16 protein-coding genes are annotated in these 17,228 nt (G+C 68.1%); 7 read left to right on the plus strand and 9 right to left on the minus strand.

All coding sequences use genetic code 11. The features are described 5' to 3' along the window. Positions 1–5: 5 nt before the first annotated feature. The 4 genes from Q5762_RS12985 to Q5762_RS13000 form a co-directional block, all read right to left on the minus strand. Positions 6–1,142, minus strand: coding sequence for a TIGR03364 family FAD-dependent oxidoreductase (locus Q5762_RS12985; RefSeq protein ID WP_315892193.1), 1,137 nt, complete (start codon positions 1,140–1,142; stop codon positions 6–8). A 135-nt stretch (positions 1,143–1,277) separates the two neighbouring features. After that, entirely contained in the window at positions 1,278–2,042 is a 765-nt protein-coding gene (locus tag Q5762_RS12990) for a GntR family transcriptional regulator (protein WP_315892194.1), read from the minus strand. Between the two features lie 69 nt (positions 2,043–2,111). Continuing rightward, positions 2,112–2,975, minus strand: coding sequence for an LPXTG cell wall anchor domain-containing protein (locus tag Q5762_RS12995; protein ID WP_315892195.1), 864 nt, complete (start codon positions 2,973–2,975; stop codon positions 2,112–2,114). Positions 2,976–3,252: 277 nt separating this feature from the next. Further along, entirely contained in the window at positions 3,253–4,386 is a 1,134-nt protein-coding gene (locus Q5762_RS13000; RefSeq protein WP_315892196.1) for an ROK family transcriptional regulator, read from the minus strand. A 68-nt stretch (positions 4,387–4,454) separates the two neighbouring features. On the opposite strand from Q5762_RS13000, the gene Q5762_RS13005 reads away from it, so the two are divergent. Both Q5762_RS13005 and Q5762_RS13010 read left to right on the plus strand, forming a co-directional pair. After that, positions 4,455–5,537, plus strand: a complete 1,083-nt coding sequence (locus Q5762_RS13005; RefSeq protein WP_315892197.1) for a Gfo/Idh/MocA family oxidoreductase — start codon at positions 4,455–4,457, stop codon at positions 5,535–5,537. Continuing rightward, positions 5,534–6,028: a heme-degrading domain-containing protein gene (locus tag Q5762_RS13010; protein WP_315892198.1), complete on the plus strand. Its 495-nt coding sequence runs from the start codon at positions 5,534–5,536 to the stop codon at positions 6,026–6,028. Before Q5762_RS13005 ends, Q5762_RS13010 begins: the two co-directional genes overlap by 4 nt. A gap of 166 nt (positions 6,029–6,194) precedes the next feature. Here Q5762_RS13010 and Q5762_RS13015 read toward each other — a convergent pair whose 3' ends face one another. From Q5762_RS13015 to Q5762_RS13030, 4 genes are all read right to left on the minus strand, one after another. After that, positions 6,195–7,052, minus strand: a complete 858-nt coding sequence (locus Q5762_RS13015) for a fumarylacetoacetate hydrolase family protein (protein WP_315892199.1) — start codon at positions 7,050–7,052, stop codon at positions 6,195–6,197. 137 nt (positions 7,053–7,189) lie between these two features. Next, entirely contained in the window at positions 7,190–7,918 is a 729-nt protein-coding gene (locus Q5762_RS13020) for a membrane protein insertase YidC (protein ID WP_315892200.1), read from the minus strand. A gap of 88 nt (positions 7,919–8,006) precedes the next feature. Then, positions 8,007–8,300: a DUF6412 domain-containing protein gene (locus tag Q5762_RS13025; protein WP_399495039.1), complete on the minus strand. Its 294-nt coding sequence runs from the start codon at positions 8,298–8,300 to the stop codon at positions 8,007–8,009. Positions 8,301–8,335: 35 nt separating this feature from the next. After that, a complete protein-coding gene (locus Q5762_RS13030; RefSeq protein WP_315892201.1) occupies positions 8,336–9,130 on the minus strand; it encodes a class E sortase in 795 nt (264 codons plus the stop codon). 63 nt (positions 9,131–9,193) lie between these two features. On the opposite strand from Q5762_RS13030, the gene Q5762_RS13035 reads away from it, so the two are divergent. The 3 genes from Q5762_RS13035 to Q5762_RS13045 all read left to right on the plus strand — a co-directional run bounded on the left by Q5762_RS13035 (position 9,194) and on the right by Q5762_RS13045 (position 15,253). Next, on the plus strand, positions 9,194–10,192 hold the full coding sequence (locus tag Q5762_RS13035) for an SEC-C domain-containing protein (protein WP_315892202.1): 999 nt from the start codon (positions 9,194–9,196) through the stop codon (positions 10,190–10,192). An 84-nt stretch (positions 10,193–10,276) separates the two neighbouring features. Then, positions 10,277–13,417: a DUF3427 domain-containing protein gene (locus tag Q5762_RS13040; protein WP_315892203.1), complete on the plus strand. Its 3,141-nt coding sequence runs from the start codon at positions 10,277–10,279 to the stop codon at positions 13,415–13,417. A 72-nt stretch (positions 13,418–13,489) separates the two neighbouring features. Next, positions 13,490–15,253 (plus strand): DUF262 domain-containing protein, encoded by a 1,764-nt coding sequence (locus Q5762_RS13045; protein ID WP_315892204.1) that lies wholly within the window; start codon positions 13,490–13,492, stop codon positions 15,251–15,253. Positions 15,254–15,350: 97 nt separating this feature from the next. Here the strand turns inward: Q5762_RS13045 and Q5762_RS13050 are convergent, their stop codons facing one another. Beyond that, positions 15,351–16,004 carry an ATP-binding protein gene (locus Q5762_RS13050; protein ID WP_315892205.1) on the minus strand — a complete coding sequence of 218 codons (654 nt, stop codon included), beginning with the start codon at positions 16,002–16,004 and terminating at the stop codon, positions 15,351–15,353. Between the two features lie 157 nt (positions 16,005–16,161). Here Q5762_RS13050 and Q5762_RS13055 point away from each other — a divergent pair, with 157 nt between their 5' ends. Together Q5762_RS13055 and Q5762_RS13060 are read left to right on the plus strand one after the other, a co-directional pair. After that, on the plus strand, positions 16,162–17,010 hold the full coding sequence (locus tag Q5762_RS13055; RefSeq protein ID WP_315892206.1) for a helix-turn-helix transcriptional regulator: 849 nt from the start codon (positions 16,162–16,164) through the stop codon (positions 17,008–17,010). Further along, positions 17,007–17,216, plus strand: coding sequence for a DUF397 domain-containing protein (locus Q5762_RS13060; RefSeq protein WP_315892207.1), 210 nt, complete (start codon positions 17,007–17,009; stop codon positions 17,214–17,216). The genes Q5762_RS13055 and Q5762_RS13060 overlap by 4 nt, the downstream gene beginning before the upstream one ends. The last annotated feature ends 12 nt before the right edge of the window (positions 17,217–17,228 follow it).

Below are 17,228 nucleotides of genomic sequence, written 5' to 3' on the forward strand. Positions count from 1 at the left end.
CGGGATCACCAGCCCAGTTCGTCAGCGGTCGTTTCGGCGATGGCGGGAGAGCAGGTCATGCCGCGTCCGCCCGGTCCGGTCACCAGCCACACGCCCTCGCGGACCTGCTGGCGGTGCACCACCCGGCTGGTGTCGGTGCACTGCGCGTACACGCCCGCCCAGCGGCGCCGGATCTTCGGCAGCGGCCGGCCGAGGAAGGACTCGACGACGCGGACGAGGTGCTCGTAGGGGTCTTCGAGGGTGTCGAAGGCGAAGGGGTGTTCGTACTCGTGCGTGTCGCCGATGGTCAGTCCGCCGTCGAGGCGCTGCACCATCAGGAGCTGCATCTTGTTCGCGGCGGCGGTCGGGTCCTGCGGCTGGCCCGCGTTGAGGGCGTCCAGAGCCTCGGACTTGTACGCCGGGTAGTAGCGGAAGGAGTCGGCGTCGGCGACGGAGGTCGTCAGCGGCTCGCCGAGCGGGTCGGTCTGCATCATCTGGAGGCGGACCTTGCGGACCGGGATGTCACCGGCGAGTTCGCGGACCAGGCCGCTGAGCGCGGCGCCGGTGGCGAGGACGACGGCATCGCCGGTGTGCACCTCGCCCTGGTCGTCGCGGACGGCGGCGTACCGCATGCCCTCGGCGCCCGCGACGTCCCGGACCTCGCGGTTCGGCAGGAAGGTGTACTTCCCGGAGGCCAGCAGGGCCTTGCGCAGCGCGAGCTGGGCGGTGCGCGGCTCGACGGCCGCGTCCCGCTCGCAGAACAGCGCCGCCTGGAACGCCCCACGCAGGGCGGGGTTGATCTGCCGGGCCTCGTCGGCGGTCAGCAGCTTGTAGCCACGGGCGGCCGCGTCGGGCCGGGCGAGCGCGGCCTCGGCGACGGCCAGCTCCAGGTCGTTGCGCACGGGGGTGAGCGAGCCGATGGCCCGGAAGCCGAGCTCGGGGACGCGGGCGCCGATGCCCTCCCAGAGTTCGCGGGCGCGCAGCGCGGTGTCCAGCTCCTCTCCGCCCGCGCGGCCGCTCACCCATATCTGGCCGAAGTTGCGGAGCGAGGCGCCGCGCGCCTCGGCCTCGCGCTCGATGTGTACGACCTCGTGGCCGCGTTCCACTGCGTGCCAGGCGTGCATGGTTCCCACCACGCCGGCTCCTACGACGATCACCTTCATGCCGTTCACGGTCCTGGGGGTTGGTGACTCGGAACGATCCGGATGGCAACGGGACGGTTAACGGGGCGACAAGGTTGGCCTAGACCCGTTACCTTTCTGTTATCGACGGTGGGTGGTCGGCAGCGCGCGGCTCGGTCAGCCCTGGTGGCCGAGGTGCGCGGTGAAGCTGAAGCGGTCGCCCCGGTAGAGGGTGCGGACGCGCTCCAGCGGGCTGCCGGAGGTGTCCCGCGAGATGCGGTGGATGAGCAGCATCGGGAGCGCGGGCGGGGTGCCGATGAGGAGGGCCTCGCGGGGCGTGGCCAGCACGGTCTCGATCCGCTCGTCGGCGTCGCCGAAGGAGATGCCGAGCTGCTCGCGGAGGTAGCGGTAGAAGGACGAGTCCGGATCGAACTCGGCGTCCAGGCGCGGGGCGCGGGCCACGGAGACGTACGTGCTCTCCAGGCCGACCCGCTCGTCGTCGGCGAGCAGCACGCGCTCCATGTGCCAGACGGGCTCGCCCCGTTGGAGGCCGATCTCGGGCGCGAGGGCCTCGGGGCAGGGGAAGCGGTCGAGCGAGATGAGGGTACGGCCGGGGGTGCGCCCCTGCCGTCGTACGCCTTCGGTGTAGCTGGCGAGCGAGAGCGGCTGCTCCAGCTTCGGACCGGCGACCACGGTCCCGCGCCCCTGCCGGCGCAGCCGCCCTTCGAGGAGCAGCTCGCGCAGGGCCTGCCGGACGGTCTCGCGGGAGACCTCGTAACGGACGGCGAGGTCCCGCTCGGTGGGCAGCAGCCCGCCTTCGCCCAATTCGTCTATCAACAAGGCGACTTTCGCCTTCACCGCGTAGTACTTCGGGATGCGGCCGTGCTCCGGGATGCCGGAGCGGATGGGTGCGCCAGGTGCCTGGTCGTTCGGGTAGTCCACTGAGGGATGCTCGCAGATGGTAATGAACGGGAGGGTGTACGGAGAGTGGCGCGGCGGGGCGCCGGGGACTCAGGCCTGTCGCTGTTCGTGCTGGTCGTGTCGCTGTTCCCGGCGGGAGCGTCGTCGTGCGGCGAGGAACAGGCCCGAGCCCGTGACCAGCAGCGCGCCCGAGGCGGGGATCAGGCGGCCGGCCGACTCGGCTCCGGTGTGGGCGAGTTCGGGCCAGGCGGGGAGATTCGGCGGGAGCGGGAGGCCGGTGTCGGCGCGCGGCGGGGTGGCCTCGGCGGGGGCGGACTCCGTGTCCCCTTCCGTCCCCTCGGCGGCGATGGTCAGCCGGTAGTCGTCGGACTCGCCGACCCAGTCGCCGTCGTCCCCCTGGCGCTGGACGATCGCCGCGTTGGCCACGACCTCGTTGGGGGCGGTGTCGTCACGGAACGCGAGCCGGACCCCGACGGTGAGGGTGCGACGGGCCGGGACGGAGAAGCCGGCGAAGCCGGGGGTGTCCGGGGACTCGCGGATGTCGGCGGTGTCCGTGAAGACGCCGACGTTCTCGTCCTCCTCGGTCCCCTCGAACGCCACCGGGCGCCAGCGGCGGGCGGCGGAGTCGTAGAAGTCCAGCCGGATCTGGCCGGGTTGCAGGACGCGGTCGCGGTCGGCGAGGGCGAGGACCGGGTGGATGCCGTGGCAGGGCTCGGCGGTGGTGTTGGTGAGGTCGACCTCGAACGTACGGAAGCCGGCGCCGGGGACGTACGTGCCGGGCCCCCCGTGGATGCGGGTGTCGATGGGGAAGTCGGGGTCCGTCGCCGCGCCGCAGGTGGGGGGCTCGGGGCTCGGTCCTGGCTCCGCCGAGGACGGGCCGACGGCGAGCGCGAGGACGGCGGTTCCGGTCGTCGCCGCCGTGACACCGAGGGCGAGGGCGTTGCGCAGTCGCATGGGCGGGGTGCCTTTGCTGCTCGCGGGCGTACGGGACGGCCGCGACGCTGCCACAGGGGCGCGGCGGGCCCGGGGAGCGACGCGGGGCGCGCCCCCGGACGGCCCGTACATTCCGCCCGATCAGCCTATTTTCCGATCAGCCCAACTTTCGAGCGGGCTACTTCCGGGTGGGCTGCTTCCGAGCGGGCTACTTCCGGGTGGGCTGCTTCCGAGCGGGCTACTTCCGAGCGGGCTACTTCCGGGTGGGCTACTTCCGGGTGGGCTGCTTCCGAGCGGGCTACTTTCCGAACAGCGGCGCGAGGATCAGCTGCGCCGCGCCCTCGGCGACGGCGTACGCGGACGTCGCGCCCGAGACCGGCGTCCCCAGGCCCGCCCCGGCGAGGACCGCGCCGACGCCGGCCACGAAGGCCTCGGGTTCGGCGGCCACGACCCGGCCGCCGAGGACGACCCGGTCGATGTCCAGGAGCCGTACGAGATTCACGGCGCCGGTACCGAGCACGCGCGCCGCCTCGGGCAGGTCGCCGCGCGCGACGGCCGCCAGGCAGAGGACCTCCAGGCAGCCGCGCCCGCCGCAGCCGCAGGGCGGCCCGTCGAGCAGGACGGTCTGGTGCCCGAACTCCCCCGCCCCGGTTCTGGCCCCCCGGTGGAGGGCGCCGCCGAGGACGAGCCCGGAGCCGAGCCCCGTACCGAGGTGCAGATACGCGAACGAGTCGGCGGCGGGGGCGGTGGCGTGGAGGGCGAGGCCGAGGGCGGCGGCGTTGGTGTCCTTGTCCAGGGCGACGGGCAGGGCGAGCCGACGCGCGAGTTCGTCCCGTAGGGGAACGCCCTCCCACTCGGGATACCCGGTGACGCGCCCGGGCGTACCGGAGGAGTGGTCGAGCGGCCCGGGCATGGCGACCCCGGCACCGAGCACGGCGGGGCCGGCCCCGTCTCCCGACACCTCCCCCGGAACCTCCCCGCGCACCTCCCCCGCCACCGCACCCACCTCGCGCTCGACCACACCGAACACGGCCTCCGCACCCGCGCCCAGGTCCAGCGGGGTGCGCCGGACCGCGACCCGTACCCCCGCCAGGTCCACCAGGACGGTCGTCAGCTCGTCGCGGTCCAGGTGCACGCCCACCGCGTACGCGGCCGAGGGGACGAGCCGCAGGACGGTGCGGGGCTTGCCGCCGGTCGAGGCCCGGTGACCGGCCTCCCGTACGAGACCCTGCTCCCGCAGCCGCGCCGTGATCTTGCTGACCGCCTGCGGGGTGAGCCCGGTCCGCTCGGCCAGCTCCAGGCGGCTGATGCCCGCCTCCCCCGCCGTCCGCAGCAGGTCGAGGACGAGCGCGGCATTGTGGCTGCGCAGCGCGGGCAGGTTGGCTCCCGCCTCCGACCTGGGGCTCCCGGAACTCCTGACACTCCTGTTCACCACCCCATTCTCCCCCTCGCTTGCACTTTGGCAACAGCGTTGCTTAAGTGGAACCCATGACTGGGTTCATGACTGGCACCGACACCGCCCCCCTCCGCGTCGGACTCGTCGGCTACGGCCTCGCGGGCTCCGTCTTCCACGCCCCGCTGATCGCCGCCACCGACGGCCTCGTCCTCGACACGGTCACCACCGGCAACCCGGAGCGCCAGGCGCAGGCGCGCGCCGCGCACCCCGGCGTACGGGTCGCGGACTCCCCCGAGGAGCTGTGGGCGCGGGCGGACGAGCTCGATCTGATCGTCGTCGCCTCCCCCAACAAGACGCACGTGCCGATCGCCACCGCCGCCCTCACCGCCGGCCTCCCGGTCGTCGTGGACAAGCCGGTCGCGGGCACCGCCGCCGAGGCGCGCGGGCTCGCCGCCCTCGCCGAGGAGCGGGGCCTGGTCCTGTCCGTCTTCCAGAACCGCCGCTGGGACAACGACTTCCTCACCCTGCGCCGCCTGATCGCGGACGGTTCGCTCGGCGAGGTCCAGCGCTTCGAGTCCCGGTTCGAGCGCTGGCGCCCGCAGCTCAAGGGCGGCTGGCGCGAGTCCGGCGCACCGGAGGAGATCGGCGGCCTGCTCTACGACCTCGGCAGCCACGTCGTCGACCAGGCCCTGGTGCTCTTCGGCCCGGCGGTCCGGGTGTACGCGGAGGCCGATGTCCGCCGCCCGGGCGCGGAGACCGACGACGACACGTTCCTCGCGATCACGCACGCGAACGGCGTCCGCTCCCATCTGTACGTGAGCGCCACGACCGCGCAGCTCGGCCCGCGCTTCCGCGTCCTGGGGTCGAGCGCCGGATTCGTGAAGTACGGCCTCGACCCCCAGGAGGCCGACCTGCGCGAGGGGCTGCTCCCGGAGCCGCGCGTGGCGTGGGGCGTGGAGCCGGAGTCGCTCTGGGGCCGGCTCGGCGCCGGCGAGTCGCCGCTGACCGGCGGCGGGATCCCGGTGGAGACGGCGCCGGGCGACTACCCGGCGTACTACGCGGCCGTCGCCGCCGCCGTCCGCGGCACCGGTACGAACCCGGTCACCGCCCACGAGGCCGCGGCCGCCCTGGACGTACTGGAGGCGGCGCGCCGATCCGCCCACGAGGGAGTGGTGGTGTCGCTGTGAGCACCGACGCAGACAATGTGACCGAAGTGGCCGAACTGGAGGCGCAGGAACGGAACCTGGTCCTCCGCCACTTCACGTACGAGGACGCCTGGGCCCTCGGCTCTCTGCTGGTCGAGATGGCGCGGCTGCGCGAGGCGCCGGTCGCGGTCGACATCCGGCGTGGCGCGCAGCAGCTCTTCCACTGCGCGCTGCCGGGTTCGAGCGCGGACAACGACGCGTGGATCGACCGCAAGCGCCGGGTGGTGGAGCGGTACGGCGAGAGCTCGTTCCTGGTCAGCGCCCGGTTCCGGGCCAAGGGGAAGACGTTCGAGGACTCCTCCCGCCTGGACCCGGACTTGTACGCGGCGCACGGCGGTTCGTTCCCGATCGCGGTCGAGGGCGCCGGAGTGATCGGCTCGGTGACGGTATCGGGCCTGCCGCAGACCGAGGACCACGCGATGGTGGTCGAGGCACTGGAGCGGTGGCTCGGCGGGGACGCGGTAGTCGGCTGAGGGAGGACCTGATCCGGGCGCGCACCGCGATTCGGGCGCCGCACCGAGATTCGTGCGCGCACCACGATCCGCGCACCACGATCCGGGCGCGCACCGAGATTCGGGCGCCGCACCGAGCGGCGCGACGCCCGAATCACTCAATGCCGATATTCGGGGTCAGCCGGGGTCAGGCGTCCTTGAGCTGCTGACGCTGGCGGCCGAGCCCGTCGATCTCCAGCTCCACGACGTCACCGGCGCGCAGGTACGGCTTGGGCTCGGGCTGCCCCATCGCGACGCCGGCCGGGGTGCCGGTGTTGATGATGTCGCCGGGGTGGAGGGTCATGAACTGGCTGACGTAACGGACGACCTCCGCGACCGGGAAGATCTGGTCGGAGGTGTTGCCGTCCTGCTTCAGCTCGCCGTTGACCCAGAGCCGGAGGCCGAGCGCCTGCGGGTCCGGCACCTCGTCGGCGGTGACCAGCCACGGCCCGAGCGGGTTGAAGGTCTCGCAGTTCTTGCCCTTGTCCCAGGTGCCGCCGCGCTCGATCTGGAACTCGCGCTCGGAGACGTCGTGGGCGACGGCGTAGCCGGCGACGTGGGCGAGGGCCTGCTCGTCGGACTCCAGGTAGCGCGCGGTGCGGCCGATGACGATGGCGAGCTCGACCTCCCAGTCCGTCTTGACGCTACGGCGCGGTACGAGGACGGTGTCGTCCGGGCCGACGACGGTGTCGGCGGCCTTGAGGAAGACGACGGGCTCGGCGGGGGTCGCGGCACCGGTCTCGGCGGCGTGACCGTGGTAGTTCAGCCCGATGCACACGACCTTGCCGATCCGGCCGACCGGCGGGCCGACCCGCAGCCCGGTCGCGTCGAGCGCGGGCAGCACGCCGGCGCCGAGGGCGGCCCGGATCCGCTCGAGGCCGGACGCGTCGGCAAGCAGGCTGCCGTCGATGTCGTCGACCAGCGCGGACAGGTCGCGCAGCGTCCCGTCCTGGTCGAGCAGGGCGGGACGCTCGGCACCCGCCGGACCGACTCGCAGCAGCTTCATGGTCTTCTCCCTGTGGTCGAGGTGGGCCCGGAGTGCGGCCCAGCTGATCCCCGGCCGATGGGTTGCGGCCATCGGAGGTTGGTCGATCCTCCAAGAGAACCGACCACTCTGCAAGACCCCGTTCACGGACTGGACCCTTACGCGCGAGTAGCAAGGGCCTCGGTGGCGGGCTCGCCCGCGTGCCCCCGGTACAGGAGGGCGCGCTCGAAGACCGTCCAGGTGGTGCTGGTGACGACGTACAGGGCAGCGGCGAGCGGGACGACGGCGACCGTGATCAGGGTGGCGAAGGAGAGCAGCGGCATCACCTTGTTGATGGTCTCGGCGCCGGGGGTCGGGGGGAGGCCGGTGTCGAGGGGCTGGGCGGCGAGCTGCGCCTTCGTACGCCGGTAGTTGAAGCCGGCGACGACGAGAACGACGGCGAAGAGAACGAGATAAACGAGCCCAGCGGGACTGAATGGCCCGTCGGCGAGGGCGTCGGCGTAGTGGTCGCCGAGCGGGGCGGCGAAGAGGCTGTGTCCGGCCATGCGGTCGCCGGAGAACAGGTGGTACATGAGGAAGAACGCGGGCGCCTGGAGGAGGCTCGGCAGGCAGCCGGCGAAGGGCGAGACCTTCTCCTTGGCATGCAGCTCCGTGACGGCCTTCTTGAGCCGCTCGGGATCCTTGGCGTGGCGGGTGCGCAGCTCCGCGAGCTGCGGGGCGAGGCGGGTGCGGGCCTTCTGGCCGCGGGCGGCGGCCCGGGAGAGGGGGTGGATGGCGAGCCGGATGGCCATGGTGAACAGGACGATGGCGGCGGCGGTCGCGGTGGTGGCGAAGAGCGGCTGGAGCAGGTCGGCGAGGCGCTCGACCAGGGTGGCGAAAACGGACATGGGACCCTCCGGGGTCTCGTCGTGCCGGAATGAAGGAGATCGGCATGACGGATCCACGCAGGAGGGAGCGAGGGAGTGCTGTGTCTACCTACGCGGCCGTCGGGAGGGGACGGCCGGGTGCTCGGGGCCGCCGGCGCCCGGAGGCGTCGGGGTCGCGCTGGGGCAGGAAGGCGGTGCGTTGCTCACGGTCGCGCAGGGCGGTGCGTACCCGGGTGGGGGGTACGGGCGCGGGCGCGGCGGCGCCGATGAGGGCGCAGACGACGCTGGTCGCGGCGAGGGCGACGGCGGCGGAGAGGCTGGACCCGTCGGAGAGCAGGAGGTCGCCGAGGGCGAGAAGGAAGAACAGGGGAGCGACGAGGCGCAGCAGAAGCCCGTGGATCACGAGGCGCCTCCTAGCCGTTCTGTTTCCTCATGCCGTTATACACGCTTGGCCCACACGATGAGCCGGTAGGTGGAGCTGAATTCGGGGGTGCAGGTGGTGAGGGTCAGATAGGCGCCGGGTCGGGAGTAGCCGTAGGAGGGCTTGACGAGGGAGCGGGGGACGGGCTGGATGACGCCGGTGTCGCGGGGCGCGGTCTGGGCGAGTACTTGATCGACGACGTACTCGTAGGAGGCGTCCCGGGTCTGCACACGAATGCGGTCGCCCTTCTGGAGCCGGTTGATGTACCGGAAGGGCTCGCCGTGGGTGTTGCGGTGCCCGGCGAGGGCGAAGTTGCCGGTCTGCCCGGGGGCGGCGGTGTTCGGGTAGTGCCCGACGTACCCGCGGTCGAGGACGGACCGCTTGCCGACGCCGCGGGCGATGGGGGCGGTGAGGCCGATGCGGGGGATGCGGATGATGGCGTAGGCGAGGGAGGAGGGGGGAGGGGAGGCGGTGTCGGGGGCGGGGACGGGGACGGGGACGGGCTCGGGCGTGGCTTCGGGCGTGGCTTCGGGTGCGGGTTCGACTTCGGGTGCGACTTCGGGTGATCCCCCCCACTCGAGCTCCGACTCCCGCTCCCCCTCCCACTCCCGCTCAAGGACACGTACCTGCTCGCCGGCCTGGGCGCGGGCCTGCTGGTTGGTCCACCAGAGCTGGTGGACGACGAGAAGCATCAGGACAACCCCGCAGGTGACGACGGCCTCGGCGCAGACCCACAGCACCCGGGCGGGCGTGCTCCGCACCCCACACGTCTGGACTACCACCGGCACCCGCTCACGCACCCTGTCCCGCACGCGGGGCACGATAGGTGCTGGGGCGCCAACTCTCCAGGGCCGTACAGCAGTACGGTGGTCAGCATGCGCCCCGACATGCCTGCCGACCACGCCACCGAAGCCGAGCGCCTGCTGCGCACCGCCGCGCGGTACCCGGAGGACAGGGAAGCCCTGTTGCTCCGGGCGGCGGCCCACCTGGAACTGGCGGACGACCGCGCAGGCGCAACGAAGCTCTATGACTCACTCCTGTCGGACGCTCCGGAGAACCCGAACCTGATCAGGGCGCTGAAGGCGGCGAACCTGTGGGAGTACGGCCACGAGGCGGAGGCGAGGGCGATCATCGAGGGCCTCCGGGCGGCGCGGCCGGCGGAGGCGGAGCCGTGGGAGATCGTGGCGGAGACGCTGGAGAGCCACGACGAACTGACGCTGGCGGAGGAAGTGGCGACGGAGGCGGCAACCAACCTGGCGCCGCTGAAGGACGACCTCCCCCACCCCACGCAGTCGCTCCTGGTGACACGCCACAGGATCCGCAGGATGCTGGCGCTGCCGCACGACGACTGGGACACGCTGGCGGACACCCTCCACACGGCGGAGGTCCCGCTGGACGAGCTGCACGACCCGAAGCGCCTGTGGTCGCTGGGCTCGTCCGACCCGGCGGAACTCCAGGCGGAGATCACCAGGCTCCGCAGCGAACTGGGCAGCTACCGCACGGCCCTCTCCCGCCCGTTCCCGGTGGCGGTCCTGCACTGGCCGGAACGGGAACTGGACGAACTCCTGACCTCGTACCCGGAGCTGGAATCCGAGTACCCCACGTACCGAGCCCACCTGACGGACATCGAAGCCTCCCTCCGCGAACTGGCGGCAGCCGGCACCCCCAACCTGGGCATCGTCCCGGCCACGGTCCCGTCATACGAAGCCTTCGCCGCCTCAGAATCCACCACCCCCGCCAACCCCTCCCTCCTCCCCCAATACGCCACAACCCTGGCAGCCAGAGGCCGCGCGGCTGCCTGGCCCCCGTCACTGGGCGCTCCGTGCTGGTGCGGGTCGGGGCGGACGTACGGGGAGTGCCACGGGGCGGAGTGACGGAGCCGGATATCCCCATACCGTGATCCGACTGTCTGTGACGCCTGATATCACTGGGATGGTCTGAACGGGGAGGGGACGACAATGGCCGGTCCGATCGATGCCAACGAGCCGATCTCGGGACTCTACGAGCAGCTCATCACCTTGCGCCTTGAAAATCAGCTCAAGGGGCTCGCAGACCGGGGCTGGTATGCGATCGATGACACCGTGGGACCCGCTTCAGCGCCCCACGTCATCGCCCGGCATGTTGCGGACACAGCCCGGCGCATCCTGGAGCAGCTGCCTGCAGCGGAGCGGGTCCACGCGGCCAACCACATCCTCGAGTCGATGAGCAGTATCGAGGGCGCTCGCGAGTGGGTCGACCTCGTCTCCGACGGCCCTCGGCAGCTCCTGGCTATCGCCGAGCAAGAGGCAAAGGGGGTCTACCGGATCAGACCCGCAACACCTCTGTCAGAGACCGCACTCATCACCAACTCGCCCGAAGACCCGAGCCTCGGCTTTGAACTCCGGGCCGAGCTCGCCACCGCTGACCGCGTTGATCTCTTGTGCGCCTTTGTGAAGTGGCACGGCCTTCGCGTCATCGAGCAGTCGCTCGAATCGGCCCACGCACGAGGTGTCCCCATCCGGGTCATCACCACGACGTATATCGGCGCCACCGAACGAAGGGCCCTCGACCGTCTCGTGCAGCGGTTCAACGCCGAGGTCAAGGTCAACTACGAGCTCCGCTCCACGCGTCTCCACGCCAAGGCCTGGCTGTTCCGTCGCAACAGCGGCTACGACACGGCGTACGTAGGCAGTTCCAACCTGTCCAAGGCCGCTCTGCTTGACGGACTGGAGTGGAACGTCCGCCTCTCGTCCGTCGCAACGCCCGATGTCCTCCGCAAGTTCGAAGGGACCTTCGACTCATACTGGAGCGACTCGGCGTTCGAACCGTACGACCCCGACAACGACTCCAGGCGCCTCGACGAAGCCCTCCATGTCGCCGGCCGCGGAACGAACAACACCACAGGCCGCCACATCACTCTCTCTGGTCTCGAAGTACGCCCCTACCCTCACCAGCGGGACATGTTGGAGCGTCTTGAAGTGGAACGTGAGATCCACGACCGCCACCGCAACCTGTTGGTTGCGGCCACCGGCACCGGCAAGACCGTGATGGCTGCGCTCGACTACAAGCATCTGCGACAGACGTACGGCCGCGATTTGAGGCTCCTCTTTGTCGCCCACCGGCAGGAGATCCTGCGCCAGTCCCTGCGCACGTACCAAGACGTGCTCGTGGACGCCAACTTCGGTGAAGAGCTACACAGCGGCCTCGCCCCGGAAGAGTGGAACCACGTCTTCGCCAGCGTCCAGTCGCTCAACACTCGCACGCTGGAGCGGCTTGCCTCCGATCATTTCGACGTCATCGTCATCGATGAGTTTCACCATGGTGTGTCGCCCACCTATCGGAAGATCATCGATCACTTCGCGCCCGTCGAGCTGCTCGGCCTGACCGCCACGCCAGAGCGCATGGACGGTCGAAATGTTCAGGACGAGTTCTTCGACGGTCGCATCGCAGCGGAGATGCGGCTCTGGGAGGCGTTGGAGAACGACCTCCTGAGCCCGTTCCACTATTTCGGTGTCACAGACAACACCGACATGAGCGCCATCACGTGGAAGCGCGGCGCGTACGACGCCACAGCGCTTAGCAACCTGCTCACCGGCAACGACGCCCGCGCACGACTCGTCGTACAGGCGGTGATGGACAAGGTCACTGATCCGGGCTCTATGCGCGCCCTGGGCTTCTGTGTCTCGGTGGCCCACGCCCGCTTCATGGCGGACTTCTTCCGCCGCGCAGGCCTCAACGCTGTGGCACTGTCAGGGGACTCGCCGCGAGACGAGCGCAGGGATGCACTCGCTGCGCTTAGCTCCGGAAGCCTGCAAGTGATCTTCTCCGTCGACCTCTTCAACGAGGGCTTGGACATCCCAGACGTCGACACGCTGCTTCTGCTGCGTCCAACGTCCAGCGCCACTGTTTTCCTCCAGCAGTTGGGACGCGGGCTTCGTCGCAGCGAAGGCAAGGCCGTTCTGACCGTTCTGGACTTCATCGGCCAGCACCGTAAGGAATTCCGCTTCGAGGAGCAGTTCCGCGCACTGACCAACCTCACGAGGAACCGTCTGCTCGCGACCATCGAGCACGACTTCCCCCAGCTGCCGTCTGGCTGCCAGATCATCCTTGAGTCCAAGGCCAAGGAGCTGATCATCGACAACCTCCGCAGCCAGCTCAGCGTCAACGTGACTCAGCTTGCCCGCGAAGTCGGCCAGTATGGCGAACCCCGGCTCTCGGACTACCTCAAGGAGAGCGGGCGCGAGCTCAAAGATATCTACCGCGGCAACGGAAATTCCTGGACTGGCCTCCTTCGCCGGTCAAGCTTGCTCCCCCACTCTGGCCCGCAGGGTGAGGACGCCCTGCTCAAGCGTGTCTCCGCGTTCCTTCACGTCGACGATCCCCGGCGGGTGGACACCTACACGAGGCTCCTCGCCGACGACGCCCCTACCTACAGCAAGCTCAGCGAGATCGAGCGGGCTTACGCCCGCATGCTCTTCTTCTCTCTGTGGCCTCTGGGTGGCGGCTACTCCAACTACCAAGACGCACTGGATGCACTACGCCCCCAGCACGCCCTCCGCGACGAACTCCGCCAGGTCCTGGCGTATGCCCTCGACCGAACCGACCACATCCCAGTGCCCCTCTTCGGCCCACTCGCCAACCTCCCCTTGACGGTCCACGCCTCCTACAGCCGCGAAGAAATCCTGCCGGCTCTGGGCCAGTCCTTCATCGGCGGCTTCCTGCCCGGCCACTTCCGGGAGGGAGTGAAGTGGTGCGAAGACATTGAGACGGATGCGCTGCTGATCACTTTGGAGAAGGACGAGAAGGACTTCTCGCCCCAGACGCGCTACCGGGACTACGCCCTGAACGACACCCTGTTCCACTGGGAGTCCCAGAACCAGACCTCGGAGACCTCCCCCACGGGCGTCCGCTACCAAACCCACAAGGATTCCGGCAGCCACGTCCTCCTCTTCGCCCGCCGCTACAAGAAAACGGATATCGGCGGCCCACAGCCCTGGATGCTGCTTGGGCCGGCGGAATACGTCGAGCACAAGGGAAGTAAGCCGATGGGAATCACATGGAAACTCCGACATGAGCTCCCTGCGGATGTCTGGACCTATTCGACCATTGCGGCCGGATAGCAGAGCAAGCCACTCCAATCGGCAAAATCGCATCAGCCATACCAAGAATCCCTCGTGACGGAGTAGCCATCCATGGAATCCAGGGAAGCACCCTCGAAGAAGCAGCTCTCCACACCCGACACGCCATCCATCAACGAACTAATGGCGGATATTCGTCGAGGCAGGCTCGCAATACCGGACTTCCAGCGAAGTTTCGTTTGGGATCCTTCAGACACGCAGAAGCTCCTCGTGTCCATCATCGCTCGATATCCGGCCGGAACCCTCCTCTTTTGGGAACAGAAGACGCCTCAGATCAGGCGGCGTGGATTTGAAGGATTCGACAATGCACCCCTACGGGACAATGCTGCGCTAGTTCTCGATGGCCAACAGAGAATGACGTCAATCTTCCGCGCGCTCAGTGGAGTTGGATCCCAGAAGTTCTACGTCGACCTTAACGCCCTCCAAGGGCTGCACTTCGACCACGACGGGCCGCTCGACGCGAGCCGCTTGGACGACGTAATCGTGTACCGCGAGGATAATGCGCGCTCCGCCAGCAAGCGTCCCCCGTCAAGCGCGGCAGATGAGATCAAAATGGGACTGTTCCCTCTCGCTCTCATCGAATCGGACAGGATCGAAGAGTGGCTCGATGAGATGGAGGTAGCAGCCGACCTCTTCGAAGACTGGCGGGAGCGGCGACAGAAGCTTCGTGAGCTAATCCGAAACTACTTGCGCCCTATCGGGAACTACCGATTCCCGGTTGTGGAGCTCCCCGAGAGCACTCCGCTCGACGCCGTGTGTCGCATCTTCGAGACACTGAATCGGACAGGTATCAAGCTGACCGTTTTTGAGCTTCTGGCAGCTCGATTCTGGCCGGCCGGAGTAGACCTCCGAGAAATGTGGGAGACAGCTCGCCAGAAGCACCCTATCCTCAGCGCATTCGATGTCGACGCCTACTCCCTTCTGCAGGCTGTTTCGCTCCTGGCCACAACACGGAGGTCGAATCCGTTCGGAAGGACGAGGAGAACAGCCTCGGCGCAACGAAGCGACGTGCTGGAACTCAAGCCCGAGGAGCTCGATCTTCACTGGGACCGCGTGGCGCAGGGGGCAGCCAGGGCACTCACCTTCCTGCGCGATGAGTGTGGGGTTCTTGCCCCCAAGTGGCTTCCCTATTCCATGATGATCGTCCCTCTTGCAGCAGCATGGAACGATGCCGAAGAAAAGCGCGGCGCGGAGAACGGTGCAGCGCTTCTGAAAATCCGCCGGTTCTTCTGGTGCTCAGTATTCAGTCGGAATTACGATCAAGGAGGAAATAGTCAAGCCGGGCGAGATTTCACAGATCTGACCGCCTGGCTTTCTGGAGAAGAGACAATTCCAGAGGCAGTTAGAGACTTCTCCTTCTCCGACGACGTCCTCGACACTGCTCGAACGAACCTGCAGGCCCTCTACAAGGGCATCATGGCACTGACCCTTAGCGCCGGCGCACGAGACTTCCATACCGGATCGATCCTGACGCCCGAGAAGATTCTTCAGGAAAACGTTGATGCTCACCATGTATTCCCTAAGAAGTATCTTGAAACGAGCCTCACCGCAGCCAGCCCGGAACTCATCCTGAACCGCGCATTGATCGACAAGAGAACCAATCAGAGCATCGGAAGTCGCGCACCCTCGACTTACATCGCCACGATGAGCGACGCAATGGGTGAGGAAGAGGTTTCCGGGATCCTCCAGTCCCACCTACTCCCTACGGGCGAGAACTCCTCTCTTTCTTCAGATGACTACGATCAATTCTTGAGTGAACGGAAGAAGCTCATACTGGCGGAAATTCGACGCGCAACGGATGCCGGCTCAGAGCAATAGTCCGCTTGCGGTGCGCATTTGACCGCTTTGCGCACCGCAATATTGGAGGAGTCCGCACACGACTGCGGTCTCCTCCACCTCCTGTTCCGAACGGCACTCAGTCAACCTCGCGACGCATCCGCCTCAAAATGAGTCTGAGCGCGATCGAGGGCTGTCTCCGGGTCACAGCCATGGGCGCGGAGCCAATGGAGGATGTCGGAGATGACATCGACTGCGGATTCCTCCACGGCTGCGACGCCGAGGTTGCTGAGGTGCCGCGACGAGGCAGCTTGGCCGCCCCGTAAAGGGAGATCATCGCCTCCGCCCGGGTGACTCGCGCGCCACCGCTGTGGCCGTTCGGCGCCGAGAGGTCTGTCGCGATCTCGCACCAGGTGACCTTGCGGTCCTCTCGGAGCTGCACTCCCCAACGATCAGAGAGAACGTCGACCATGAGCATCCCCCTCCCCGACTCCGAGTTCGTAGTCGCCTGAAGGAGAGTCGGCAGCGCACGCGTATCAGGGTCGGACACCTCGATGCGTAGATAGGTGTCGCGCATGGACAGGGCGAGTGTGGTCGGTGTGCCGATCCCGACGTGATTGATGACGTTCGCGACCAGCTCAGTCACACACGCCTGAACGACCTCGGTCTGATCGGGAAGACCCCACGCGCGTAGGTGGGTTCGCACGATCCTGCGGAGCGCAGCGACTTCCCCTGGCTCCGCCAGGAAGGGGAGCTCCCACGGCGGTCTCGCCATGCATGCCTCATGCCCCATGCTCTTCTCCTCATCAACGGGAGTACTTCGCCTCGCTAGCGTGCAGGACACGAATCCCTTCATGCAATGTGCACGAAGGGATTCCCACGTTTGAGTGATTGGCAACGCCACACCCTGGCGCAGAGACTGAACACCCGCTAGCGAAACGAGGTTTGACATGGCCGGTTCGCCCACGGCTCGACGCCGACGACTGTCGATCGAACTGAAGAAGTTGCGTGAGACGAACGACTTCACCTGCGCACAGGTCGGTGACGCACTGGACTGGAGCGGGTCCAAGGTGAACCGCATGGAGACGGGTACAGGGCGGGTTCAGCCATCCGACGTCGACGCGCTGTGCCGTTTCTACGGGACCGACGACGAGCTTCGAGAGTTCCTCAAGTCGCTGGCACGGCAGGCGAAGACGAAGGGTTGGTGGCAGGCGCACGGCAGCGGAATCCCGTCGTGGTTCTCCATCTACATCGGCCTGGAGCAGGACATGTCGACGTTTCGGCAATATCAGTGCGAGTTCCTGCCGGGGCTGATGCAGACACCCGCGTATGCCACTGAGCTGCATCGGGCCACGAATCAGATGTCGGCCTTGGACATCCAGCGAGCCGTGCAGGTACGGATGGAACGCCAGACGATGCTCACTCGCGCCGACGCGCCCGATGCCTGGTTCGTGGTCCATGAGAGCACCCTGCGCAACGTGATCGGTGACCACGGACTGATGCGCGAACAGCTGGAACGAGTTCTGGAATCGATCGAGCTGGCCAGCGTCACCCTCCAGGTGCTGCGCTTTGACGCCGGCCCCTATCCCGCCACGGGATCGTTCACTCTGATGGGCTTCCCTGACGCCGAAGATCCAGACATCGTGTACAGGGATGGCATCACCGACGCCATCTACCTGGAGGGGAACGACGATGTTCGCGAGTACACGCGCGCCTTCGACAAACTGCGGGCTGCTGCCGCGAGTCCTCACCACTCGGCCCAGCTAATCAAGACATTGCTAAAGGAATACGCGAGATGAACAACACCCTTGGCGTGCCGTCGCTGAACCTCCAGTGGTTCAAATCCTCCCATAGCAACGGCTCGGGCGGCGAGTGCGTGGAGTGCGCCCGCAGCAGCGAAGCCATGCTCGTACAGGACTCGAAACGTCCCGGAGGGCCCGTTCTTACCGTGGGCAGGAATGCGTGGTGCACGTTCGTGGAGAGCGTGGCCGAGGCACTCTGCTGACAACTTCGAGGG

Origin of the sequence: Streptomyces sp. P9(2023), from assembly GCF_032436795.1 — a bacterium.
In the GTDB taxonomy this organism is placed as follows: Bacteria; Actinomycetota; Actinomycetes; order Streptomycetales; family Streptomycetaceae; genus Streptomyces.